Source organism: Brevibacterium sp. 'Marine', assembly GCF_012844365.1.
Taxonomy (GTDB): domain Bacteria; phylum Actinomycetota; class Actinomycetes; order Actinomycetales; family Brevibacteriaceae; genus Brevibacterium.
Window position 1 is genome coordinate 3,108,171 of the sequence record NZ_CP051626.1, and the last position, 23,485, is coordinate 3,131,655.

Consider the following 23,485-nt stretch of genomic DNA (forward strand, 5'->3'; position numbering starts at 1 on the left):
AAACAAATAAACGCACAAGTGCGCAAAACATTTCGGGCGGCTTCACCTCGTGCAAGGCACGGGTTCCACCCACCGAGCGAAGGACGATGATGACCACGACAGCTTCGATCGAACTCACCCTCAAGGACATCTCTGCCTCGGGCGCGAACGACGACATGTGCTCGACGGAGCTGCTCGATGCACCGTGGGACGTCGACGAACGCCCCGGCTACGGTCCCGGTTCCTCGATGGCCGACCCGATCCCGGTCGCCGCTCCACGTCAGGGCGACATTCCCGACGAATACAAGCAGGCATCGCCTGAAGAGCTCGACGCCCGCATCCGCGCCGCCAAGGCCGCCCTCGGTGATCGCGTCGTCATGCTCGGCCACCACTACCAGCGGGTCGAGGTCGTCGAACATGCCGACTACATCGGCGACTCGTTCATGCTCGCCCGGGCCGCCCAGAATCATCCGGAGGCTGAAGCCATCGTCTTCTGCGGCGTCCACTTCATGGCCGAGACCGCCGACCTGCTGTCGAAACCGGAGCAGTCGGTCATCCTGCCCAACCTCGCCGCCGGCTGTTCGATGGCCGATATGGCCAGCATCGATCAGGTCGAGGACTGCTGGGAGCAGCTGACCGAACTCTTCGGCACCGAACCCGATGCCGACGGTCGCGTCCCGGTCATCCCCGTCACCTACATGAACTCCTCGGCCGCGATCAAGGGCTTCTGCGGCCGCAACGGCGGCATCGTGTGCACCTCCTCGAATGCCGAGGTGGTCCTGGAATGGGCCTTCGAACGCGGACAGCGCGTCCTGTTCTTCCCCGACCAGCACCTCGGCCGCAACACCGCTGTGAACATGGGCATCGGTCTGGACGAGATGCCGCTGTGGAACCCGGCCCGACCGCTGGGCAACAACGACGAACAGACCCTGAGCGAGGCCCGAGTCATCCTGTGGCAGGGCTTCTGCTCCGTGCACAAGCGCTTCACCCCGGCGCAGATCGACAAGGCCCGCGCTGAGCACCCGGACGTGCGCGTCATCGTCCACCCCGAATGCCCGCGTGAGACCGTCGAGGCCGCCGATGAGGCCGGATCGACCGCATACATCACGAAGGCCATCGCCGAGGCGACCGAACCGACCACATTCGCCATCGGAACAGAGATCAACCTCGTCCAGCGGCTGGCCGCCGAACACCCGCAGCACGAGATCTTCTGCCTCGATCCCGTCATCTGCCCGTGCTCGACGATGTACCGCATCCACCCCGGCTACATCGCCTGGGTCCTCGAATCCCTCATCGACGGTCAGATCGTCAACCATATCTCCGTCGACGCCGAGGTGGCCGATCCCGCCCGCGTGTCCCTGGAACGGATGCTCGCCGCGAAGCCGCGGATCTGATGAGCCGCGTCATCGTCGCAGGTTCCGGGATCGCCGGGCTGACCGCGGCACTGCGCCTGTCGGGCCGTCACACGGTCACGCTCGTGACGAAGGAACGCCTCGGCGAGTCGAACACCGAGTGGGCACAGGGCGGCATCGCCGGTGTCATCGGCCCCGATGACACGGTCGATGCTCATGTCGCCGATACGCTCACCGCCGGTGCCGGACACTGTGATCCGGAAGCCGTGCGGACCCTCTGCGAAGCCGGTTCGGACGCGATCGTCTCCCTCGCCGAGGCGGGGGTGGACTTCGACACCGACCCGACCGGAGCCTGGGCCAGAGGAATGGAGGGCGCGCATTCATACCGGCGCATCTTCCATTCCGGAGGCGATGCGACCGGACAGGCGATCAGCACCGCACTGGCGCAGAAGCTGCGCACCGAGGTCGCGGCAGGGCGAGTCACCCTGTTCGAGGACACGATGCTCGTCGACATCCTCACCAGCGACGACAATCAGCGCCCGGCTCGAGCCACCGAAGTCGCCACAGCCACCGGGATCACCGTACTCCGCGACGGCCGCGTCGAGACCCTGGCCGCCGATGCGATCGTGCTGGCCACCGGCGGTGCCGGGCAGCTCTTCGCACACACGACGAATCCTGCGGCCGCCACCGGAGACGGTTTGGCCGCCGCCATCCGTGCCGGTGCCGAGGTCGCCGATCTCGAGTTCTTCCAGTTCCATCCCACTGCCTTGTCGGGTCCCGGTTTCCTCATCTCCGAGGCCGTCCGCGGTGCCGGCGCTCTCCTCCTCGATGAGCGGGGCCGCCGCTTCATGGCTGATGTCGACGATCGTGCCGAGCTCGCCTCCCGTGATGTCGTCGCTCTCGCCCTGCACCGTCGCCAGGCGGTGCAGGGCGGACGTCCGTGCTTCCTCGATGCGCGGTCCATCCCGGATGTGGAGGCGACGTTCCCGAGCATCACCGCCGGTCTGGCTGCTCATGGACTCGATCTGTCCCGGGACCTCATCCCCGTCACTCCCGCCGCCCACTACTTCATGGGCGGGGTGGCCACGGATCGCGACGGTCGCACGAGCGTCGACGGACTCTTCGCCGTCGGGGAGGTCGCGTGCACCGGAGTCCACGGAGCCAATCGGCTGGCTTCGAACTCTCTGCTCGAGGGCGCAGTCTTCGCCGCCCGCGCCGCCGCGGCGATCGACGCACTGCCGGTCAACAGAGACCATAACCTCCCACTCCCCCAGTTCGACTCATTCCACCAGACGGCACTGACACGAACCGATCTGCAGGACCTGACCTGGGCTCATCTGGGTGTGGAGCGCACGGCCGCGGGTCTGCGGGCCCTGCTCGACCGCCTCGGTGACGGTGCCCGCAATGACGGTGCCGACAACGGTCCCCACATTGCCGGCACTTCCACCAACCGCGCCGACAACGCCGATGATCACCCCACCGCCCCGGCTGCGGCCCGCGTCGAGGCACTCGAGACCGCGAATCTCGCCCTCATCGCCGAACATATGGCTCGGCATGCCCTGGCCCGCGAGCACAGCCTCGGCGCGCATACCCGCACCGACACGACACTCACGTCGTCGACGACGACCGCGCCGTCCACCGCCACTTCGCCCACCGCTCTGCTTCAGGAGGCCACCGCATGCTGACCGCATCAACCATCGATTCCGCACTGCGCACAGCCCTCGACGAAGACGCGCCCTGGGGCGATATCACCGGCGAGGTCTTCATCCCCGCCTCCGCCTCGGCGAGGGCCGAGCTGCGTGCCCGCGAAGACGGAGTGCTCGCCGGAATCGAGGTCTTCGCCCGCGCCTTCACCCTCGTCGACCCGAGCGTCACGGTCGACCTCGCCGCTGCCGATGGAGACTCTTTCACCGCAGGTCAGGTACTTGCCACGGTCGCGGGCCCTGCACGAACGGTGCTGCAGGCCGAGCGGATCGCGTTGAACTTCTGCCAACGGATGAGCGGAATCGCCACCCAGACTTACGCTTTTGTCGATGCCGCTGCCGGGCGCGCACGCATCGTCGACACCCGCAAGACCACCCCGGGCCTGCGGGCGTTCGAGAAGCACGCCGTGGTCTGCGGCGGCGGGCACAATCACCGTTTCGGACTCTCCGACGCGGTCATGGCCAAGGACAATCATCTCGCCGTTCTCACCGGTGCCGGGCTGTCCGTCGCCGAGGCGATCCGCACCGCCCGTGCCCGTCTGCCGCATACGACGACGATCGAGGTCGAGGTCGACCGACTCGACCAGGTGCCCGCGGTGCTCGACGGCGGTGCCGATGTCATCATGCTCGACAACTTCACCCCGGCTCAGCTGCGCGACGGCGTCGCACTCATCGATGGTCGTGCGGTCGTCGAGGCCAGCGGCAATGTCACTCTGGAGACGATCCCGGAGATCGCCGCCACCGGCGTCGACGTCATCTCATCGGGGGCGCTGACCCACAGTGTCCGTGCGATCGATCTCGGTCTCGACCTGACCCTCGAGGCCTGAGATGACCGGGCGCCTCTACCTCGACACCGCGGCCGCGGCCCCCGTGCGCCGGGAGGCCCTCGAGGCCGCGTGGCCGTATCTGGCCGGCGCGTTCGGCAATCCGTCGAGCCATCACGAGTTCGGTCGCGGACCTGCCGACGCCCTCACCGACGCCCGGGCTCGGGTGGCGAAAGTGCTCGGCATGCGCGCCACGGACATCACGTTCACCAGCGGGGGTACCGAAGCGGACAACCTCGCGATCATCGGCATGGCCCTCGGGCACCAGACCCAGGGACGAGCTCAGCCCCAGAGTCTGGCCGGGACTGTGGTGCCGCCTCGGCGTCATATCGTCACCTCCCCCATCGAACACGAAGCCGTGCTCGCCTCGGTGGAGTTCCTGGCCCGCGTCCACGGATTCACCGTCACCGAGGTGGCCCCGACCTCCGATGGGACCGTGACCGGACAGGCGCTGGCCGCGGCCGTGCGCCCGGACACCGTGCTCGTGACCGTGGGCTATGCGAACAATGAGATCGGCACCGTCGCCGACATCCCGAGCTTGGCCGGCATCGCCCATGACGCCGGCGCCCTTTTCCACACGGATGCGGTGCAGGCGGCCGGTTGGCTGCCGCTGACCGGGTTGGGCGTCGATGCGCTCAGCTTGGCCGGGCATAAGGTCGGTGCACCGAAGGGCATCGGGGTCGCCGCGATCCGCGCCCGCGTCCCCGTCGAACCGCTCATCCACGGCGGCGGGCAGGAGTCTGGACGCCGTTCGGGCACGGAGAACGTGGCCCTGGCCGTCGCGTTCGCCACGGCCCTCGAACTCGCCGAGGCGGAGCGGCGTGAGGCCGCCGATCGTGTCCGTGCCGTCCGCGATGAGTTCATCGCCGCTGTTCTCGACAGCGTGCCCGGGGCGTTCCTCACAGGCGCGGTGGGCACGGCCGGCTCTGACGGCCGGGAGACTCGGACTCCGAACCATGCGTCGTTCTGCTTCTCGCACACCTCCGGAGAGGCGGTGCTGCTCGAGCTCGAACGCCGCGGGGTGACGGCGTCGAGTGGTTCGGCCTGCGCGGTCGGCTCCGACGAGCCCTCTCATGTGCTCACGGCATTGGGGATCGCCGCCGAGGTCGCGCAGACGAGTGTGCGCTTCACCTTCCCCTCCTCGATCACCGGCGAGCAGGGACGCGCTGCCGCGCAGTCCGTCATCGCCGCCGCCGAGAGCCTGGCCACGAGCTTCGCCTGAGGCTATTCGGGGCCGCTGAAGCGAGCTTCGTCTCACTCCGGCGTGCTTTTGATCACCTTCGCGCTCACCAGGTGGGATACCCCTATCTTTCTCGGTACTTTGGGGCGAGACTGAAAGAGAAGCATTCGTCTCAGGGTGTGAGGGGGCCGCCATGGATCTTCTGATTCTGTTCATGATCGCAGTGATGTTCGCGACGATCGTCTTCGTCATCGGACGATACGCCTGCCCGAAGCATGACCGAGTGCCCCTCATCGAGGTCGATCATGTGCTCCTCTGGACCGCCCTGCGCCGCGGTTGGCATGTGCTCGGTTCCTTCGGACCGCTCACTCATTACCCGGAGGATCCCTCGGGCGCATCCCGCGCCTGAGGCTCTGCTGCCCCAGCCGGGGCGAACCTCCGTTGCCTCGGTCGGGGCGAACCTCCGTCGCCTCAGTCGGGGCCGTGCCTATCGGACGATCGCCGCAGGCCAGTAGCGCACAGCTGTTGTTAGAGTGACAACATGCCTTCCCCTTCTCAACCGCATCGGAACCCACCGAGTGAGACCGCCGCGCTCATCTTTGCGTGCCTTTCGATCCTCGTCTTCCTCGGGTTCTGCGTCTGGTTCTGGGGGCTGGCCCCGGACACCGTGGCCACCCATTTCGATTCCGGCGGTCAGCCCGATGACTGGACGTCGAAGGCCGGACTTCTGGGGATCTTCGTGCCCGTGGGGCTCGGCCTGCCCGCTCTCATGTCGATCCGGCCGTTGATTGCCAAGCTGCCGATCTCGCTCATCAATGCCCCGCACAAGGACTATTGGATCGAGCGCGGCGACAAGACCTACCTCATCGACTGCCTCATGGAACTCCTGCGCATCACCGCCGGACTCACCGCACTGCTCTTCGCAGCCATCCTCGTCATCATCACCGAGGGGGCTCGCTCGGCGACGATGCCGGAATGGCTGACCGTCGTGCCGACGGCCGTCTTCCTCGCCGCCACGGGACTCGCCGTCTGGCGCTTCTACCGCAGACTCACCCCGTCGAGGTGACCACGTCGCCGGCTGCGGCCACCTCGCCGAGGTGACTCTGCGGTCCATCCCGACCGCAGGGGTGGGAACGCTCCCGCCCACCCACCGAGGTGACCGACCAGAGGTCAGGGCCGCCTCGGCGAAGGGCCTGCGCAAGGTTCTTGGGTCAGACGGTGACTTCTTGGGGCAGGAACACGGAGACGTCCCAGTTCTGCATCGCGTGGGCCGACGCCCAGAAGTGGAGTTCGTACACGCAGGCCTGTTCGAAGGCGGCGCGCATGCGGGCGGCTTCCTCGCTCGGGGCCTTCGCCAGTTCCTGTTCGAGGATGTGCACGGCGTGGCGGGTCGATTCGTCGAATTCCGGTGAGTCGTAGGTCTGCACCCAGGTGCGGTAGGGGTGGTCATCGGACATCTGGCCGGCCTGGTCGATCAGCACCTTGCCCATGTGGGCGTAGACCCAGAAGCAGGGCAAGACGGAGGCGACGCCTTCGCCGTAGGATCGGCTGGCTGCCGTGGCCACGAGGAAGGACACGTAGCCCAGCGTCGTCGGGGAGGCCTTGAATCGGGAGCCTTCCGCGGTGAGCTCCTCCAGCGCCGAGGCGAGTCGGGCGTCGGCGAGCAGCTCTGCATGCATCTCCTCTTCGACGGTGATCGCCTCGGCAGCGGAACCGGCCCAGAACCGGGACTCGTCACGATCGACGGTTTTCGCCGCGAGGAACGACATGGCCTTGGCGTATCCGTTGAGGTACAGGCTGTCCTGCGAGATGTAGTTGACGAACGCCTTCGGATCGAGGCTGCCGTCGGCGAGCTGGGCGAGGAACGGCAGAGCTTCGATCTGCTTGATGATGGGGCGGACGCGATCCCACAGCTGGGTGGTCAATGGCCCGGCGGTAAAGGTGACGGTCATGGAAACTCCTTTGTGCTCGTGTGACGTGGTGGTTCGGATGGCGTGGTAGTGCGTGTGCCGGGGTGTTTCGATTGACATGGTGGTGCGTGTGCCGGGGTGTTCGTCAGACGTGGCGATTCGGCGGGTCGGGGCTGGTCAGGCGGGTCGACCGCGGACGATGTCGACCTGGTGATCGACGGGTCCGTGAGCGCCCTCCGGATCCAGGCTCAGCTGCCAGTCCGCAGCCGAGTTCAGGGCGCGAGCGAGAAAATCGAGGGCATGGCCGACAGCCTCGCCGAGGAGGTCGGACCCGATCGCCGCGCGTGACCGATCTTTCCCGGTCGGGGCCACCGGATCGGCAGGTCCCCCGGCGGTAGCTGCGCGTTCGCGGCCGAGGACGGCCACCTCGGCGGTGATCGCGGCCGAGAGAGTGCACCCGGTTCCGTGCGTGTTCATCGTCGTCACGCGAGGATGGGTGAACTCACGGACCTGACCGTCGGCCGTGGCGAGGATGTCGATGACCTCGTCATCGCTGCCGTGTCCACCCTTGAGCAGGACCGCTCCGGGCCCCCGCTCGAGCAGGCGTCCGGCCTGGTCACGCATGGCTTCGGTCGTCCGCGCTTCGGGTTCGTCATCGCTGATGAGCAGGGCCGCCTCGGGGAGGTTGGGGGTGATGAGGTCGGCGACGGGCAGCAGGTGGGTGCGCACGGCGTCGACGGCATCGGTCTCGAGGAGGCGGTGGCCGGAGGTCGCGATCATCACCGGGTCGACGGTGAAGAAGCCGAGCCGGCCTTCGGCGGCGCGGGCGACGACGAGTTCGACGAGGTCACGGCTGCCGAGCATCCCCGATTTCGTCGCATCGACGGGCAGGTCGCCGAGCACGGAGTCGAACTGGTCGGCGACGAAATCGACGTCGACCGGATAGACGCGCGACACCCCGTGCGTGTTCTGCGCGACGAGGGCGGTGATGACGGTCGTGCCCGTGGTCTTCCGCGCGGTGAAGGTCTTGAGGTCGGCGTGGATTCCGGCGCCGCCGGAGGGGTCGGTGCCGGCGATGGACAAGGTGATCGGCGGGCGGGTCGTCACTGGTCGCTCCCGGTGAAAGCGGCGAGCAGCTCTTCGGCCGCCGCCTTCGGATCGTCGGCCAGGCAGATCGCCGAGACCACACAGATTCCGATCAGTCCACGTCCGTGCAGGTCGGGGGCACGGTCGGCGGTGATGCCGCCGATGGCGACGGCGGGGAGGCCGGCTTCTGCCGCCAACTCCCCGAGGCGCTCCGGTCCGATGCCGTCGGGGGCGTCGGCTTTCGTGGAGGTGTCATAGACCGGTCCGATGCCGACGAGATCGACGACTCCGGAGTTGCGGGCGGCGGCGAATTCGTCGCTGTCCGCGGCCGAGAGACCGATGAGCGGTGCCGCACCCAGGGCGGCGCGCACCTCGGCGACGGTGGTGTCAGTTTGGCCGACGTGGATGTGCACGGTCTCGCCTTCGTCGATGAGGCGGCGGGCCACCTCGACTCGGTCGTTGAGGACGACGGGGACCGTGCGGTCGGTGTCGCGGGTGGCGGCGTCGACTGCGGCGATGACCTGGCGGGTGAGCGAGTAGAAGGCTGCATCGTCGATGTCTTTGTCGCGGACCTGGACGATGCCCACTCCCCCGTCGACGGCGGCCTGCACGGTCTCGGCGACGCTGCGGCCGGCGGCTTCGCATTGCGCGGAGTCGGTGACGAGGTAGAGGCGCGTGTCGATTCCGGCGAAGCGGTCGGTCGCACCGGCGCGGTCGGTCACGGCGGCGCGGTCGGTCACGGCGGCGCGGTCGGTCACGGCAGCGCCGTTCGGGTTGTCAGCGATGTGGGCGGATCCGGCGGTCATGCCTGGACGCCTTCGCCGGCCGTATCGCTGACAGAGGTGAGCGTGTCGAGGCTGATTCTCGCCTCTGCGAGTCGGTCGCCGTCGACGGCGTGGAGTGCGTCGAGGAAGTTCACCGAGTAGCTTCCCGGCCCCTTTGCGCCGTCGGCCGCGAGTTCGCCGGCGACCGCGAAGTGTGCATGGGCGGCGATGACGGCTTCGAACCTCGCCGAGGCGGCCCCACCGTCGGTGGTGCGCTCACTTGCGTTGACGGCCGAGGCATCGCCGTCAGAGTCGGCGAGGCCTGCCCGGGCGGAAGCCAGGTAAGCGACGGTGACGGCGCCGAGTGAGCACCCGGTGCCGATGACGAGCGGCATGAACTCATGTCCGCCGGAGACGCGGGCGACGTGGTCGGCGCCGTCGATATGGGCGACGACGGCATCGGTGGGTCCGGAGACGGCGACGATGGCACCGGTTTCTCGGGCCAGCTTTGCGGCGGCGGGAAGGACGGCGTCGACTTCGTCGGTGGAGTCCACTCCACGACCGCCGAGTCCGACTCCGGCGAGTGCTGCGATCTCGGAGGCATTGCCGCGGATGGCGGTTGGGTGATCGGCGGCGGCGCGGCGGATGCGGGAGGTGCGGAAGTCGACGGCACCGACGCTCACGGGGTCGAGGACCCAGGGTTTGCCGGCGGCGTTGGCGACGTCGATGGCGGCATCGGCGGCGAGCAGCTGATGGTTCGAGGCGGTGCCGAAGTTGACGAGAACTCCGCCGGCGATTCCGGCGAACTGTCCGGCGTCGGCTTCGTGGTCGAGCATCGCCGGGGAGGCGCCGACAGCCAGGAGCACGTTCGCGCTGAACTGCTGCACGACGGTGTTCGTGATGCACTGGATGAGTGGATTGCTTGCGCGCAGTCGCGCATTCGCAGAACGCAGGTCGAAGTCAACCATGACGATCCCTTCGCTAGTATGGCCCAGATCAGGTTCGATGGGTGTTCTCTCAGCCTCGGTGTCCTCCGTGCGCAGCGTCTCGGTGCGAACGGATCCTCATGAGGCACCCCATGTCATTGGCTTCGACTGTATCAGCCTGTCCGGACACGGGCGACTTCCACAGTCACAAGGTCAAGCCGGGGAATGAGCGCCGATCCACGTTGTGCGCCATGCTGGCCGTTGAGTCTCCGTGCAAGACTGATTGCGCGGACCTCGGTGCTGTGAGATTATTGAGGTGGTAGCAAGGAGTTCACCTCCTAGAGCGCCAAGTCGCAAGCCCACGTCTCAGACGTGGGTTTTTGCGTTGGGCCTCGTGTCAGAGCCGCTGGGTAGAGTTTGCCCATGCTGCTCGCCTATATCGATGAGATCGGTGAACCCGGCCCTTACGTCGCCAAAGACCACCCGAGATTCAACACTAATCCCGTCTTCGGCTATGCAGGCTTCGTCATTCCCGAAAGCTCGGCTCGGAGGTTCGGTCAGATCTTCACAGCAGAGAAGCGACGCGTCTTTGCCAGCGAGCTTCGGGGCGTGGAGAACCCGGGCCGCTGGGAGCGAAAGGGCTCAGATATCTTCACCCCAGACGCTTGGCGAAGTTACGGTGAGCAGATCCGTGTCTTTCGCGGACTGATCAACAGGCTCGCAGAACTGAGCGGACGCGTCTTCTTCTATGCCGAACAGAAGGAGGTCGGCACCAGGAAGCAGGTGCGACTCTCCGATGAGCAACGCGAAGCTTCAGCTATGCGAGAGTCGGTCAATCGTCTCTGTCGTCACGCGGACAATTGCGGCGAGAATCTACTGATGCTGATGGACCAGATCAATGAGAAGCAACGGGCTGCAAGAGTAGCGACGATATACGCACACATATTCTCGCGTGCCCAAGAATTCAGGGAAATGAATGCTGCCATTGAGCCGCCCATGCACATCGACAGTGCTCTCAGCTCCAATATTCAGTTTGCCGATTGGATAGCAGCATCTGTCAGCCGAGCCATCGACTACCAACTCGAACGCGAATCAAAGTACGACTGGGTACCTCAGGCTCTCGGCAGCCACATGCACCATCGCATCACATACGAATCCAAGCTTCGCCTCTGGCAGAGTTCGCTGGGCGATCTGAACAACTTCGACGTATTCAAAGCCGAGAGGCCTTACCTGGATGGATTGCACACCGGGCCTATGAGTCCAGAAGATCTCGCGAAACTGCAAAAGGTCAAGCACGCTACTGTCAAACGAAAATAGTCCAAGTTCAGCTCCGCACTCCGCTGTGATGCCCTACTTCTGCCGATGCGCCCATTTCTCGTCGGGCATTCCCGGCCCTTTGGAGACGGTGACGATGTCAGGCTGCTGACCACAGGAGTCACAGCGAATCGAGCTGTGCACTTCGCCTTCACAGTCGTCGTGTCGGTAGATGATCGGCCTCCCGTTCGGCGCTTCCCAGCGATCTCCCCAGTCGGTGAACGCAATGAGCACGCCTTTGAGATCATGTCCCTTGTCGGTGAGCACGTACTCGACTCCGGATGGATTCGGCTGCCGAGTCATGACTCCGGCATCGACGAAGCCGTCGAGCCGCTTGGTGAGGATGTTGGTCGCCACTCCCAATCGCTTCTGGAAGTCGCCGAAGCGAGTGACCCCGGCGAAGAGCGCGTTTCTGATGATCAGCAGGCTCCAGCGTTCGCCTACGATCTCCAAGGTCCGCGCGATCGAACACACTTCATCGTCATACGTTCTGCCCAACATAGAAGAGAGTCTACCTATTCACTTGCATGACGAAAGCATAGGTGGGATGATCGATCCATCGACTTGCATGACGCAAGTTGAGAGAACGACAAACAACGGCAAAGGAGCCTGACAATGTCTGCACACAATCCCACTGCTCTTCCCGACACCGAATCAACATCGGACTTCACCTTCAGCTATGAGGTCACGCAATCACCACACGCAGTCTTCGATGCGGTGACGAATGTGCGCGGCTGGTGGTCGCAGCGCATCGACGGGGCGACCGACCGCCTCGGCGAATTCGTCTACACGGTGCCGCAGATCCACACCACCCGCGCCGAGATCATCGAGCTGGTTCCCTCGGAACGGGTCGTCTAGAGAATCCTGGACAACCAGTTCGGAACCTCACCCGACGAGATCGATGAGTGGGCCGGGACGACCGTCCGCTTCGACATCGAGCCCACGGGGTCAGGCACTCGGCTGACATTCACCCATGTGGGCTTGACCCCGGCGCTGGCCTGCTATGACGGATGCGCTCGAGGATGGACACGCCACGCCCACGACAGCCTGCACCAGCTCATCACGACGGGAGTGGGCAACCCGATCACTCCGGCGATCGAGGCCGAACTGATCACCGAGCCGTGACTTTCAGAACCTCGTATCTCGTCAGCACCGACCGCTCGACTTAACGTCGCTGTATCAAGCTGTGCATTGCGCGCTCGACGCTCAGGCGAGCGGTCGGCAGAGGGAGCTCTTGCGGAACCGAGCGGTCGACGACAACTTGAGCGCTCAGCGCTGAGCGGACGCCCCTGTGCCGCCGACTCGCCCTGCTACCCCCGCCCGACGTACCTCTGGCCGCGGCGGCTGAGCGCATCGATGACAACGGCTGCCAGCAGGACGAGCGCGGTGATGATCTGCTGCGCATCGGAGTTGAAGCCGATGAGGTAGAGACCATTGTTGATCGCACCGACGACCAGCGCACCGAGCACCGCCGCCCATGCGGTTCCGCGACCGCCGAAGAGCGAGGTGCCGCCGATGACAGCCGAGGCGATCGCATTGAGCAGGTCCTGCGTCGGCACGAGAGTCGAACCGGCGTTCGTTGTCACACCGGCCTTGATGAAGCCGAACAGCGCGGCCAGCACCCCGGCCGCCATGAAGACGCTGATCCGCACCCAAGTCACCCTGATACCAGAACGACGCGCCGCCTCGACCTTGCCGCCGACGGCGTAGATCGATCGGCCGTAGCGGGTCTTGCGCAGCACGAGGTCGATGATGATCGCGATGACCATCATGAGGAAGAAGGGCATCGCCAGACCGAAGTCCTGATTGACGAGGATGAGGAATCCGAATACGACCACCGTGAGCAGAGCGATGCGCACGATCACAGCTGCCCAGCTCGGGGCGTCGAGGCCCACGTGATGACGGCGCAGCTTGGAGTAGATGATTCCGGCACCGAAGCCGATGATCGCGATGGCACCGAATACATACGCCCAGATCGCCGGGAAGTAGAAGTTCGCGAAGTCGAAGGCGAAGGTGTCGGACATCGACAGGTTCTTCTGTGTGCCCAGGGTCGTCAGAGTCAATCCGGTGAAAGCGAGCAGACCGGCCAGTGTCACGACGAATGCCGGAATGCCGATGACGGCGAAGAACCAGCCTTGGATCGCACCGACGACGAGGCCGAGCAACAGCATGATGATGAGCGCCAGCGCAGGCGGCACACCTTGCCTGACGACGAGGACACCGAGCAGCGAGGCCGCCAGACCACCCAGCTGGGCGAGCGAGAGGTCGATCTCGCCGAGGAGCAGGATGAGGTTGATTCCCAGGGCGAGGATCGCGATGTAGGCGACCGTCGACGATAAGTTGACGAGGTTTGCCGGTGACAGGAAGCTGCTGTTCGCCGACTGGAAGACGATGACGATGACGACGAGCGCGAGGATGACCGGAAGTGACCCGAGCTGCCCCTCGCGCACCCGTCGGACGAAAGTGCCGACGAAGCCCTCATGAGAGATGCGCTCATCGGTGATGAAGGAATTGCGGGTCATCGGCGCTCACCCCTCCGTGTCGCGCGTTTGGTCACGACGTTGTCGCTGGCTCCGGTGATCGCTGCGACGAGGACGTCTGTGCGCTCATCACCGGGGAAGTCACCAGCGTCCTTGCCCAGTCGCAGGACATGAATCCGGTCGCACACTGCTTGCACATCGGCCATATTGTGGCTGACGAGCAGCACTCCGAGGTCACGTTCCTTGAGGCGTTCGATGAGGTTGAGCACCTCGGCGGTCTGGGCGACGCCGAGGGCTGCGGTCGGTTCGTCGAGCATGACCAGGGAGGGTTCGCCCAGCAGCGAGCGAGCGATGGCGACCGTCTGACGTTGGCCTCCGGACAGTGCCGCGATCGGCACTCTCACGCTCGGGATCTTCGCCGACAGGCTGTGCAGCAGCTCCCAGGATTTGGCTTCCATGGACACCTCGTCGAGCACGCCGCCGCGGGTCTTCTCATGTCCGAGGAACAGGTTGGCCACGACGTCGAGGTTCTCGCACAGAGCCAAGTCTTGGAACACGGTGGCCACTCCGGCCCTCTGTGCATCCTTCGGAGACGAGAACCTCTGCGCCGCCCCGTTCATGATGAGTTCGCCCTCATCAGCACCGTGGACTCCGGCGATGACCTTGATCAGCGTCGACTTGCCGGCGCCGTTGTCGCCGACGAGGCCGACGACTTCGCCGCGGCCGACGGCGAGGTTGATGTCGGTCAGGGCCTGCACGGCCCCGAATCGTTTGTTGATTCCGCGCAGTTCGAGCACCGGCTCGCTGTCGCTGCCCGGCGTCCGCGTCGCTGCGGATGCCGGTTCAGGTGTCTCTGGTGTCATCTGTTCCTACTTGTTTCGGTCGGGCGGCCCGACTTTGGGTTGCCCCTGCTGCCGGCACTTCATCGGGTGCCGGCAGCAGGGACGGTCATGTCACGTCTGCCGTGTCGCAGCGCAGACTCAGCTGCACGACCGACTCACTTGACTCCGGCGTCTTCGCAGAGCTTCTCTACGCTTCCCGAACAGATGTCCTCGGCCTTGATCTGGTCGCCGACGATGTCCTTGATGTTGTCCTTGGTCACGACCTTGGCCTCGACGAAGTCCGTCGGAGTGTCCTTGTAGGTCGTTCCCGCATCGACGTCCTCTCCCGCAGCCAGAGCCACAGCGGCCTTGGCGGCGAACTCGGCCTGCGGTGGGATCGACTTGTAGATCGTGGCGAACTGGTCGCCTTTGAGGATGTTCTGCAGACCGTCGACCTCGGCATCCTGACCGGTGACGACGGTTTCGACCTTGGCCTTCTTCGTTGCAGCGATGACGCCGCCGGCAGTACCGTCGTTGGCCGCATAGATCGCGATCGGCTTCTCATCGCCGCCCTGCAGCTGGCCTTCGACCCATTGTCGGGCGTCGTCCGGGTTCCAGTCGAGAGTGTCGTGGCTGGCGGCGATGTCGACACCCGCGCCTTTGAGGGTCTCTTCGGCACCGGCCTTGAAGTCCGCGGCGTTCGGGTCCTTCGGGTCTCCGTTGACCATCCAAACCGGGCCCGACTTCGGATCGACGCCGGCGTCTTTGAGCCCGTCGAGGACGGCTTGGCCCTGCAGGTTGCCGATCTTCTTGTTGTCGAACGAGGTGTAGTACGCGGCGCCTTCGAAGAAGCGGTCGTAGGAGATGACCGGGATCTTCTTCGCTTCGGCCTTCGACAGTGCGGAGGAGACTGCCGAAGCGTCGACGGGATCGAGGACGATGGCGTCGACGCCTTCGGTCACAGCCGCTTCGACCTGTTGCTGCTGCTGAGTCGCGTCCTGGTTGGCGTTGCTGTACTTCACCTTCGCATCGGGGTTGGCCTCTTTGAGGTACTTCTCGAAGTTCGGTTTGTCGAGCGACTCGTAGCGAGTGGTCTTCGACTCGGGCAGCAGCAGGGCGATCGTGACGTCCCCGTCGCCGCCGGATCCGCTGTCCGCCTCGTCGTTTCCCTGGCCCTTCTGGTTGCCGCAGCCGCTGAGCGCAAGAGCACCGATCGCGACCGAGGCACCGAAGAGCGCCAGCTTCTTGTGGGACTTAAGGTTGTGCCTCATTGTGAACCTTTCAATCAATCTGACAACGTTGTCAGGCTGTTGAATATGATTCGCTGAACGCCGCCTGCTGTCAACTGTTTCGACAAAAGTTTTCAGCGGGTGTCCGGCGGTTCTTCACCGCTGCCACGAGCGATGATGCACAGTGCATTGTCGAAATCGGGCACGTTGTCGTCGACACGCCCACGCCCCATCGCCTCCGCCGCGATCGGGCCATTTCCCTCACCGAGGCGGCCCCCGCCTGCCCCGGCACCGCTAGGTTCCGCACCGGCCCGGAGCCTGCGGACCGCCTCGGCGGCAATGGATTCGACGTTGCGATCGACGACGGTGACGTCGAGGAGTTCGGCCGTGGGGAAATCGTCGATGCCCACCAGGGCCGGCCATTCCCCGAGGCGGCGACAGGCATCGATGGCGCCCTGCGTGAGCGTGGCCGAGAGGGTGATGAGGGCGCCGGGGGCGCTGCGGGAGCCGAGCCAGGCGGCGACGACGTTCTTTGCGCTGGCTTCGTCGTGGGCGTCTTCGCGCATATAGGCGCGCCAGCCGACACCGCGACGGCCGGCGACGGCATCCTGGATTCCCTGCAGGCGGCGGGTGGTGATGAGGCTGGGCGATTGATCTCCGATGACGCCGAGTGCCATGTGTCCGTGAGCGAGCAGCTGCTCGGCCGCGAGGCGTCCCGCTTCACGGTCATCACCTGCGACGATGCTGATGCCGGGACTGTCGACCGCAGGGTCGAGGGAGACGATTCTGGTGCCCGGCGCCGAGGCGGCTCGCGCGTAGGTCTCGGCCGCCTCGGGGTGGGCGCGGATGACGATGATCCCGGTCAGATCGTTGGCGAGGCATTCGTCGAGGAAGGCTTCCTCCCGGTCGGGATCGTCACCGACCACGGTCACCACGGGGCGCAGGTCGACGGCTGCGAGTTCGGCTTCCACGGCGGCGAAGGCACGGGCCTGGAAGGCGTCCCCGGCATCGGAGAGGACCACGCCGATATACGGTGAGCGGCCTCCGGCACGCAAGCGCCGGGCCGTGGAATTGAGTCGGAATCCGAGTTCTTCTGCGGCGGCTTCGACCTTCTCTGCGGTCGAGGCGGCAACGTGCTTTTCGCCGTTGAGGACGCGGGAGGCCGTCTTGATGCTCACACCTGCGCGGGCAGCGACCGTGGCCAGGGTCGGCCGATCGTTCTGCTTCGCCATGTGCGCACCTTTGAGTCTGAGGACCGATTCGTGACTCTGCGCAGCGACGCGCAGGCAACCGTTGGAATGATACTAACCGCTGAGGTGAAGGATGAACGCACTCGCCGAGGTGGGGCTCCGTTGCGAAGCCCCACCTCGGCGAGTGCGGCGTTCGGACTTCGGCGCCTCACCCACCGCTCAAGTCCGCGCCGACCGCGCGCATCGGCTCGGTCGCATCGCATCGACCGCTCAAGTCAGCGCCGACCGCGCGCCGCATAGCTCGCTGCAGTGTCGCTAAGGTGAGCGGTCGGCAGATAGCGGCCGCGTCAACGGTCCCCGGGATCAGTCCGGCCGGCTCGTCACTGCCCGGTTGAAGTCCATGGCGGTCTCGATCCAGAATGCCAGCTGTTCGTCATCACGGACAGACTCTGCGCTTACGTTGATCCATCCCGGCCCCATGTTTCGCCCGGTTCCCATCTCGGCTTGGGCCGCATCCGGTCGCTTGAGGAGCTCGTCGTGCCGAGCGGCATCGACTCGCACCAGCAGATCGCCCGTCTTACCAGCACTGACGATCATCTTCTCGTTGACCATGACCGCGCGGCCGCCGAACATCGAGACCTCTCGGACCACGGGCCCTCCGGCAATGAGCGCACGGATTCGTTCGACGAGTGAAGTCTGCTCGGGTGTCATCGCATGCTCTTCTCTGGTCAGCGGTGCAGTCAAGGTCGCTTTCACTGTGAATGGTACTCGCCGAGGCGGGATCTCTCTGGAGTCCCGCCTCGGCGAGGTTGTTCGTCGGTTCACCGACCGCTCAGCTCAGCTGCGAGCGCGCACTTCAGCTCGCCGTCATATCACCGACCGCTCGAGTTGCCGTCGCTGTATCAAGTTATGTGGCGAGCAGTCGGCGCCGAGGTGAGCGGTCGGCGAGGTGGCTGTCAGGCCGCCTCAGCGAGCCACGGGATTGGGCATCGTGCCCGCGTAGAGCAGTGATTCTGCTTGGTTGCCGATGTCGACCATCTGCTTCGTGTTCTTCAGCTGCAGTCGGTTGAGGCACGAATGGGCGAAACGTTCGGCACGCAGATCGACGTCTCCGCTGACACCGCGGGCCGCATCCGGGTGTTCGGCCTCGTACTCATCAAGCACCTCGGCGACGATCGCCCAGAACCTGTCGGCCGGCAGCAGTCCATCGGCGTCGAGGATGCCGGAGAGGTGCCGCAGGACCCCGTCGAACATGTCGGTGAAGACGGACAGTGCCTTCTCCTCTCCCGACACCACGGCGCGGATGCGTTCGACATCGGCGGGCAGTTCGCGGTGGCCGAGCACGGCGACTTCCTCACCGATGTCCTTCATGAATGCCCCGGTCACCACATGCTCGTCGAGGACGAGGATGAGGTTCTCCCCGTGCGGCATGAATACGAGATCGTGCGCGAGCAGCGCATGGACGAGCGGTTTCAGGTAGGCCCGCAGGTAGCTGCGCAGCCACGCCCCGGCACTCAGACCGGATGCGCTGATGAGCTCACCCGCCAGCGACACTCCATGATGGTCCCGGTGCAGCAGAGCGGCCATGGTGATGAGCTTCTGACCTGGTTCGATACGCGAAACGGGGTTCTCCCGCCACAGGGCGGCGAGCATCTTCCGGTGCGGATTCGTCTCCTTCGTCCGGTGGTAGACATCCCCCGTGTAGCCGAGTGCGGCACGCTCCCGCAGCACTCGGAATCCCGCCTCGGCGAAGGTGGGGTCGGATCCCACCAAGCCAGTGACCCAGTCGTTGATGGCCGGGGTGTCGCGCATGTACTTCGGCGACAGCCCGCGCAGGAATCCCATGTTCTGCACGGCGAGCGCGACCTTCACATATGGAGCTCCGGTCCGCGAATGGTTGAAGAATGTGCGCAGGGACTGCTGCGCCTGGTGCTTATCGAGTCCCTCCCCGAGCGGCAGCAGATCGCCGCGGGCAATGTCCGCAGCGAAGGTGATCGCCAGGCGGTGGTCGGCCTGCCAGGGGTGGATCGGCATGAGATGGAAGTCAGCAGGATCCTGCCCTGCCGCCCGGATCCGGGTACCGAAGAGATCCCGTTCGGCCTCGCTGAGCACCTCACCGAGGTGGCCCTCCTCAGCGAGTCCGACTCCCAAAGACAGATGGCTGAGTTCGCGCCTCACTGCCACCCATTCGATGCGGTTGAGCTGTCCGTTCTCCGGTGCCCACGTCCGGAAGTCGCTGAGACCGAAGCCGATGCGACCGTTGTTCGCAAGGAACCCCGGGTGGCCCTCGGTCATGGCCGCCTCGGTGGTCTGGAAATCCGCGTCGACGAGTGCCCGTGCATCGGGCCTGCGCCCGGCCCGAGCGTCCTCGAGTTTGAACGCGGCCCCGGCCAGGGTCGACGCGAGTTCCTCGAGGTAGGTGGAGATGAGGCCCTCGGGGATGGCGAGTTCGTCCTGGAGTTCGACGACGAGTTCCTGTGCGTCGAGCGGAACCTCGGATCCGTCGCGCCACCGGGTGATGCTGGCTTCGTCGATCACCCAGTGCTCGAGCGGCAGCACACGCGCGGTGAATGTGTATCGGCTGGCCCCGTCGATGCTCAGCTCCCAGGTCTCGCCTTCGCCATTCGCCGAGGCGGCTCCCCCAGTCGTGGATGGTCGGTCCCCCAGGTCCGAACTCCCATCCGCATGTGCACTGCCGTTCACGACGACTCCCCTCCCCTCACCGACGCTCACCGGTGCGATGAGTCGTTCGTGGGCGAATTCGGACAGGGCTTTGGCGACGAGGTGGCGCTGCACGGCGGCGAACGCATCGCCGTTGAGATGGGCATACGGAGCCGGCGGGGCTGCGAACGGCCGACCCGTACGCGGTTTGGTGGACCTCTGGTCACTGTCCGGTTCCCCGGTCTCAGCCGCGCGCGACTCTCGGACTCCGGCTCCGACGAACGGCGCCAGCGCGCTGGCCTCGAAGCCCGCGCGGGTGCACACACTGACGAGCGCCAGTTTCTCGATCTCGCCCATCATGATGGTCGCCTCGGTGATGGGGGTGAACCCGGCGGCGCGGTTCTTCTCGATGATCGCGTCGTTCCTGGCATCGGGTTCGACGACGACGCGCTCGGCGCCGCGTCCTCCCTGGTCAACCGGCTTCAGGCAGAAGTCGATGACCTCGGCCATGATGCGGTCGGTGAGGCCGTGTACGGCGGGTCCTGCCGGAGGGGCGACGAGCAGGTGCATCCCGATGTCCGCAGGTCCCGTGGCCAGGACATTCTGTGGGATGAGGCTGCCAGGGGTGTAGGTCTCGACGTAGAAGCAGTCTATGCCGTCGACGGAGCCGACCCAACCGGCGTCATCCGTGGAGTCGCGAATGCCATCCAAGTAGGTCCGGACCTCGTTCTCGTCGAGGTCGGTCATCATCCAGTAGTGGGCGCGCGGATGGGCCAGCCACTCGTGGATCCGGGCGGTGTCCCGGTCGACGTCGAGAGGACGGATGGTCACCGTCGCCGAGGCGGCCGTGAGCTTCACGTCCGAACTGCGGTCCGTGCGCGTACAAGTGGCGTTCGCACCAACCGCAGAAACGGTCGGGTCGGTTTCGTCCGCCTCGGTGGTGGTCAGGCTGGTGATGAGTTCGGTGGTCATACGTGCGACATCTCCTTGGAGTTCTCGAGTGCGAAGGCGGCATCGGGGACGGCATCGGATTCGTCGGCCGGCACCCCGAAGGTCTGGAAGGCGATGGCCCGTTCGATCGGATAGGGTTCCCGGCCGGTCACTGCGGCCAGCACCACCGAGGCCCGCCACGGGCCGAAGCCGAGGTCGGGGGCGGTCACGCCGTGGGTGTGCTCTTCGCCGCCCACGACGTGGATGGTTCCTTCGTCGTTGATCGTGTAGTGGCGGCTGACGTCGAGGCGGCCTCGGGAGTCCAGACGGATGTCGTCACCGAGAGGGCTGAGGAAGTCCGGGACCTGGGATTTGTATCCGGTGGCCGCGATAACCGATCCGGACCGCCTGGTGAAGGTCTTTCCCAGTGCCGTGTTGCGGAAGTCGAGCAGGTATTCGCCGCTGATCTGATCGATGTCGGCGGTGACGAGTTCGGCTTCGGAGATGAGGTTTGTCAGCAGTTCTCGCCCGCCGCGGCTGAGTCGGTAGAGAGTGTCGTGGATGTCGTCGACGAGGTCGGCGGAGATGCCCTTGTACAGCGTGCGCTGTTCCCGGCCGACGCGTTCGCGCAGCTCATCGGGCAGCGCCCGGAAGTGGTCGGTGTACTCCGGGGAGGTCATCTCAAGGGTGAGCTTCGTGTACTCCATCGGGAAGAACCGCGGCGACCGGGTCACCCAGTCGAGGCGTACGCCTCGGTCTTCGGCGTCGTCGATGAGGTCACGGTAGATCTCGGCGGCGGACTGGCCGCTGCCGACGATCGTGATCGCCCCGGAGTCGAGCAGCGCGTCCCGGTTCTCGAGGTAGTCGGCGGTGTGGATGAGCGGGCCGGCAGCGGGCGAGTTGGCGGCGCTGTCCGGGCCGGCAGCGGGCGAGTTGACGGCACCGTCCGGGCCCGTGCCGGACGCACCAGCGCCGGCATCGCCCTCGAGCCCCTGCAGCGCAGGCGGCAGTACGGGCTGCGTTCCCACGCCGAGCACGAGATGCCGTGCGCGGTAGGTCTCGGTGCCCACGATCGAACCGGAGTCGTCGGCCACCTCGGCGAGGGCGGTGTACACACCGTCCTCCCTGGTCACGGACACGACGCGACGGTTCCATCGCAGCGAATCCAACTGGGCGGAAACCCACCGGCAGTATTCGTCGAATTCGGCGCGCAGGGGGTAGAAGGATTCGCGGATGTAGAACGGGTAGAGCCGCCGGCGCTCCTTGAGGAAGTTGAGGAACGAGTACGGGGAGGTGGGGTCGGCCATGGTGACGAGGTCGGCGAGGAACGGCACCTGGATGGTTGAGCCTTCGATCATCATGCCCGGGTGCCAGCGGAATTCGGGGCGCTGGTCGACGAAGATCGCGTCGACGTCGTCGAGCGGTTCCGACAGTGCGGCCAGGCCGAGTCCGAAGGGACCGATGCCGACGCCGAGGATGTCGTGGATGGGCGTGGAATCTGCGCTCATGCTGCGCCTCCTTCGGTTGCGGCGTCCTCGAGATCCCGGCCAGCGAGAATGCCGTGCCCGGTGGCACGGACGAGGTCGAGCACGGCGGTGACGTCATCGATGCTGGTGTCGGGGTTGAGCAGGGTGAGTTTGAGCCACGGCGTTCCGTCGATGACGGTGCGGGCGATGGCGGCGCGGCCGGAGCGGAAGAGGACTCGGCGGATGAGCGGGACGAGTTCGTCGCAGGTGGCCGGGTCCGCGGTCGCCGGGGTGAAGCGGAACAGCACCGTGGACAGGTCCGAGGCGCCGAGCACCTCGAAGTCCGCCTGGGCCTCGAGCAGCTCCCGGACGTCGGCCGCGAGGTCGCAGACTGTGTCGAGCATCGATCCGATCTCGCCTGCCCCACGGGCGCGCAGCGTCGTCCAGAGCTTGAGCGCGTCGAAGCGGCGGGTGGTCTGCAGGGACTTGTCGACCTGGTTCGGTTCGGCGTCGGCTTCGTGCGCTTCGGCTTCGGGGTTGAGGTAGTCGTGGTGGTGGATCGTCGGCGCGAACAGGCTCGCGTCCCTGATGAGCAGGGCCGAGGAGGACACCGGCTGGAAGAACGTCTTATGGAAGTCGATGGTCACCGAGGTGGCCCCGGAGATCCCGTCGAGCAGGTGGGCGCGAGCCGGGGCCCAGAGCAGTCCGCCGCCGTATGCGGCGTCGACGTGCAGCCACACGTTCGCTGATTCGCAGACCCCGGCGATGGTCTCGAGCGGGTCGATGACACCGCGGTCGGTGGTTCCGGCGGTGGCGACGACGGCCATGGGGATCTGGTCGTTCGCCTCGATCGCGAGGAGGCTGGCGTTGAGCGCTTCGGCGTCCATTCGGCCGGACTGGTCGGTCGGGACGGTCACGACCGCCTCGGCGTCGAGGCCGAGGAGGAATGCCGCGCGCGACACGGAGAAGTGGGCCTGGTCGGTCGCGAGGATCCGCAGCCGGGACAGCAGGTCACGACGGGTGGGCGCGCCCAGGCCAGGGCCGCCTCGGCGAGGTTCGGTCTCATCGTGTCCTGCCACCTCGCCGAGGACGTTTTCGCGGGCAAGAAACAGCGCCTGGAGGTTCGACTGGGTGCCTCCGGAGGTGAAGATTCCGTCGCCGCCGGCGAAGCCGAGGTGGCCGCAGGTCCACTCGATGAGCCGGCGTTCCATGAGGGTGGCGACCTCGGATTGGTCGTAGGTGTCGACCGAGGTGTTGATGGCGGCGAGCATCGCTTCGGCGGCGACGGCGGGGACGGCGACCGGGCAGTTGAGGTGGGCGACGTAGCTGGGGTGGTGGAACCACACGGCATTGTCGGCGTAGAGGGCGTCGACTTCGCGCAGGGCTTCGGCGTTGCCGACGCCTGCGGTGTCGAGGTCGACGGCATCGACTGCGACCTGGAGTCCGGAGCGATCCTTCGCCGAGGCGGCCCGCTCGATGGTGCGGAAACGTTCGCCGAGGATGTCGACGACGTCGTGCATGAGCGATGTGTACTCGTCTGCGCTGTGGGCGCCGAGGAGGGCATCGGTGTGGGGGATTTCGGGGGTCTGAAGGGGTGCTGAGGTGGGTGTCGCTTCGGTGTCGTAGAGCAGAGAAGTCGTCACTGTGAGGTTTCCTCCTTCGATGATGCG

22 protein-coding genes and 1 riboswitch are annotated in these 23,485 nt (G+C 65.9%); of the genes, 9 read left to right on the forward strand and 13 right to left on the reverse strand.

The window, feature by feature from the left end:
* Positions 1-89 precede the first annotated feature (89 nt).
* The 6 genes from nadA (at position 90) to HF684_RS13980 (ending at position 6,104) form a co-directional block, all read left to right on the forward strand.
* The gene (gene nadA, locus HF684_RS13955; RefSeq protein WP_169252946.1) at positions 90-1,373 is read left to right on the forward strand and encodes a quinolinate synthase NadA; all 1,284 of its coding nucleotides are present in this window, start codon (positions 90-92) and stop codon (positions 1,371-1,373) included.
* Positions 1,373-3,016, forward strand: coding sequence for an L-aspartate oxidase (gene nadB, locus HF684_RS13960; protein WP_169252947.1), 1,644 nt, complete (start codon positions 1,373-1,375; stop codon positions 3,014-3,016). Before nadA ends, nadB begins: the two co-directional genes overlap by 1 nt.
* On the forward strand, positions 3,010-3,861 hold the full coding sequence (gene nadC / locus HF684_RS13965) for a carboxylating nicotinate-nucleotide diphosphorylase (protein ID WP_169252948.1): 852 nt from the start codon (positions 3,010-3,012) through the stop codon (positions 3,859-3,861). The genes nadB and nadC overlap by 7 nt, the downstream gene beginning before the upstream one ends.
* 1 nt (position 3,862) lies before the next feature.
* On the forward strand, positions 3,863-5,080 hold the full coding sequence (locus HF684_RS13970) for a cysteine desulfurase family protein (RefSeq protein ID WP_169252949.1): 1,218 nt from the start codon (positions 3,863-3,865) through the stop codon (positions 5,078-5,080).
* A 151-nt stretch (positions 5,081-5,231) separates the two neighbouring features.
* Positions 5,232-5,447, forward strand: a complete 216-nt coding sequence (locus tag HF684_RS13975) for a hypothetical protein (RefSeq protein WP_025776844.1) — start codon at positions 5,232-5,234, stop codon at positions 5,445-5,447.
* Positions 5,448-5,579: 132 nt separating this feature from the next.
* A complete protein-coding gene (locus tag HF684_RS13980; protein WP_169252950.1) occupies positions 5,580-6,104 on the forward strand; it encodes a DUF1648 domain-containing protein in 525 nt (174 codons plus the stop codon).
* 145 nt (positions 6,105-6,249) lie between these two features.
* On the opposite strand, the gene HF684_RS13985 is transcribed toward HF684_RS13980, so the two are convergent.
* The 4 genes from HF684_RS13985 to HF684_RS14000 form a co-directional block, all read right to left on the reverse strand.
* Complete coding sequence (locus HF684_RS13985) at positions 6,250-6,990, reverse strand: TenA family protein (RefSeq protein ID WP_169252951.1); 741 nt, start codon at positions 6,988-6,990, stop codon at positions 6,250-6,252.
* A 135-nt stretch (positions 6,991-7,125) separates the two neighbouring features.
* Positions 7,126-8,055 carry a bifunctional hydroxymethylpyrimidine kinase/phosphomethylpyrimidine kinase gene (gene thiD, locus HF684_RS13990; protein ID WP_169252952.1) on the reverse strand — a complete coding sequence of 310 codons (930 nt, stop codon included), beginning with the start codon at positions 8,053-8,055 and terminating at the stop codon, positions 7,126-7,128.
* Positions 8,052-8,840: a thiamine phosphate synthase gene (gene thiE / locus HF684_RS13995; RefSeq protein ID WP_169252953.1), complete on the reverse strand. Its 789-nt coding sequence runs from the start codon at positions 8,838-8,840 to the stop codon at positions 8,052-8,054. The genes thiD and thiE overlap by 4 nt, the downstream gene beginning before the upstream one ends.
* On the reverse strand, positions 8,837-9,766 hold the full coding sequence (locus HF684_RS14000; RefSeq protein ID WP_169252954.1) for a hydroxyethylthiazole kinase: 930 nt from the start codon (positions 9,764-9,766) through the stop codon (positions 8,837-8,839). Before HF684_RS14000 ends, thiE begins: the two co-directional genes overlap by 4 nt.
* Positions 9,754-9,887: riboswitch (TPP riboswitch) on the reverse strand. It overlaps the preceding gene by 13 nt.
* Positions 9,888-10,147: 260 nt before the next feature.
* Here HF684_RS14000 and HF684_RS14005 point away from each other — a divergent pair.
* On the forward strand, positions 10,148-11,041 hold the full coding sequence (locus HF684_RS14005) for a DUF3800 domain-containing protein (protein WP_169252955.1): 894 nt from the start codon (positions 10,148-10,150) through the stop codon (positions 11,039-11,041).
* A gap of 33 nt (positions 11,042-11,074) precedes the next feature.
* Here HF684_RS14005 and HF684_RS14010 read toward each other — a convergent pair whose 3' ends face one another.
* Positions 11,075-11,539, reverse strand: a complete 465-nt coding sequence (locus HF684_RS14010; protein ID WP_169252956.1) for a helix-turn-helix domain-containing protein — start codon at positions 11,537-11,539, stop codon at positions 11,075-11,077.
* Between the two features lie 114 nt (positions 11,540-11,653).
* Between HF684_RS14010 and HF684_RS14015 the strand changes: the two genes are divergently transcribed.
* Together HF684_RS14015 and HF684_RS18835 are read left to right on the forward strand one after the other, a co-directional pair.
* Positions 11,654-11,896 carry a hypothetical protein gene (locus HF684_RS14015; RefSeq protein ID WP_169252957.1) on the forward strand — a complete coding sequence of 81 codons (243 nt, stop codon included), beginning with the start codon at positions 11,654-11,656 and terminating at the stop codon, positions 11,894-11,896.
* A gap of 39 nt (positions 11,897-11,935) precedes the next feature.
* A complete protein-coding gene (locus HF684_RS18835) occupies positions 11,936-12,163 on the forward strand; it encodes an SRPBCC domain-containing protein (RefSeq protein WP_282433939.1) in 228 nt (75 codons plus the stop codon).
* Between the two features lie 185 nt (positions 12,164-12,348).
* Here the strand turns inward: HF684_RS18835 and HF684_RS14025 are convergent, their stop codons facing one another.
* The 8 genes from HF684_RS14025 to HF684_RS14060 all read right to left on the reverse strand — a co-directional run bounded on the left by HF684_RS14025 (position 12,349) and on the right by HF684_RS14060 (position 23,458).
* Positions 12,349-13,560, reverse strand: coding sequence for an ABC transporter permease (locus HF684_RS14025; RefSeq protein ID WP_169252958.1), 1,212 nt, complete (start codon positions 13,558-13,560; stop codon positions 12,349-12,351).
* Positions 13,557-14,381 (reverse strand): ATP-binding cassette domain-containing protein, encoded by an 825-nt coding sequence (locus tag HF684_RS14030; RefSeq protein WP_169252959.1) that lies wholly within the window; start codon positions 14,379-14,381, stop codon positions 13,557-13,559. Before HF684_RS14030 ends, HF684_RS14025 begins: the two co-directional genes overlap by 4 nt.
* A gap of 134 nt (positions 14,382-14,515) precedes the next feature.
* On the reverse strand, positions 14,516-15,610 hold the full coding sequence (locus HF684_RS14035; protein WP_169252960.1) for a substrate-binding domain-containing protein: 1,095 nt from the start codon (positions 15,608-15,610) through the stop codon (positions 14,516-14,518).
* Between the two features lie 92 nt (positions 15,611-15,702).
* Entirely contained in the window at positions 15,703-16,800 is a 1,098-nt protein-coding gene (locus HF684_RS14040) for a LacI family DNA-binding transcriptional regulator (RefSeq protein ID WP_169252961.1), read from the reverse strand.
* 321 nt (positions 16,801-17,121) lie between these two features.
* On the reverse strand, positions 17,122-17,469 hold the full coding sequence (locus HF684_RS14045; RefSeq protein WP_169252962.1) for a TfoX/Sxy family protein: 348 nt from the start codon (positions 17,467-17,469) through the stop codon (positions 17,122-17,124).
* Between the two features lie 255 nt (positions 17,470-17,724).
* Positions 17,725-20,391: a GNAT family N-acetyltransferase gene (locus tag HF684_RS14050; RefSeq protein WP_169252963.1), complete on the reverse strand. Its 2,667-nt coding sequence runs from the start codon at positions 20,389-20,391 to the stop codon at positions 17,725-17,727.
* Positions 20,388-21,857: a SidA/IucD/PvdA family monooxygenase gene (locus HF684_RS14055; RefSeq protein ID WP_169252964.1), complete on the reverse strand. Its 1,470-nt coding sequence runs from the start codon at positions 21,855-21,857 to the stop codon at positions 20,388-20,390. The genes HF684_RS14050 and HF684_RS14055 overlap by 4 nt, the downstream gene beginning before the upstream one ends.
* Complete coding sequence (locus tag HF684_RS14060; protein ID WP_348981390.1) at positions 21,854-23,458, reverse strand: pyridoxal-dependent decarboxylase; 1,605 nt, start codon at positions 23,456-23,458, stop codon at positions 21,854-21,856. The genes HF684_RS14055 and HF684_RS14060 overlap by 4 nt, the downstream gene beginning before the upstream one ends.
* Positions 23,459-23,485: the final 27 nt, after the last annotated feature.

Coding starts and splice junctions, on each gene's coding strand:
- HF684_RS14040 (WP_169252961.1), bottom strand. CDS start 16,800: ATGGCGAAGCAGAACGATCGGCCGACCCTGGCCACGGTCGCTGCCCGC.
- HF684_RS13970 (WP_169252949.1), top strand. CDS start 3,863: ATGACCGGGCGCCTCTACCTCGACACCGCGGCCGCGGCCCCCGTGCGC.
- nadA (WP_169252946.1), top strand. CDS start 90: ATGACCACGACAGCTTCGATCGAACTCACCCTCAAGGACATCTCTGCC.
- HF684_RS14000 (WP_169252954.1), bottom strand. CDS start 9,766: ATGGTTGACTTCGACCTGCGTTCTGCGAATGCGCGACTGCGCGCAAGC.
- HF684_RS14035 (WP_169252960.1), bottom strand. CDS start 15,610: ATGAGGCACAACCTTAAGTCCCACAAGAAGCTGGCGCTCTTCGGTGCC.
- HF684_RS13980 (WP_169252950.1), top strand. CDS start 5,580: ATGCCTTCCCCTTCTCAACCGCATCGGAACCCACCGAGTGAGACCGCC.
- nadB (WP_169252947.1), top strand. CDS start 1,373: ATGAGCCGCGTCATCGTCGCAGGTTCCGGGATCGCCGGGCTGACCGCG.
- HF684_RS13975 (WP_025776844.1), top strand. CDS start 5,232: ATGGATCTTCTGATTCTGTTCATGATCGCAGTGATGTTCGCGACGATC.
- HF684_RS14050 (WP_169252963.1), bottom strand. CDS start 20,391: ATGACCACCGAACTCATCACCAGCCTGACCACCACCGAGGCGGACGAA.
- HF684_RS14010 (WP_169252956.1), bottom strand. CDS start 11,539: ATGTTGGGCAGAACGTATGACGATGAAGTGTGTTCGATCGCGCGGACC.
- HF684_RS14055 (WP_169252964.1), bottom strand. CDS start 21,857: ATGAGCGCAGATTCCACGCCCATCCACGACATCCTCGGCGTCGGCATC.
- HF684_RS13985 (WP_169252951.1), bottom strand. CDS start 6,990: ATGACCGTCACCTTTACCGCCGGGCCATTGACCACCCAGCTGTGGGAT.
- HF684_RS14045 (WP_169252962.1), bottom strand. CDS start 17,469: ATGACACCCGAGCAGACTTCACTCGTCGAACGAATCCGTGCGCTCATT.
- HF684_RS14005 (WP_169252955.1), top strand. CDS start 10,148: ATGCTGCTCGCCTATATCGATGAGATCGGTGAACCCGGCCCTTACGTC.
- nadC (WP_169252948.1), top strand. CDS start 3,010: ATGCTGACCGCATCAACCATCGATTCCGCACTGCGCACAGCCCTCGAC.
- HF684_RS14030 (WP_169252959.1), bottom strand. CDS start 14,381: ATGACACCAGAGACACCTGAACCGGCATCCGCAGCGACGCGGACGCCG.
- thiE (WP_169252953.1), bottom strand. CDS start 8,840: ATGACCGCCGGATCCGCCCACATCGCTGACAACCCGAACGGCGCTGCC.
- HF684_RS14025 (WP_169252958.1), bottom strand. CDS start 13,560: ATGACCCGCAATTCCTTCATCACCGATGAGCGCATCTCTCATGAGGGC.
- HF684_RS14015 (WP_169252957.1), top strand. CDS start 11,654: ATGTCTGCACACAATCCCACTGCTCTTCCCGACACCGAATCAACATCG.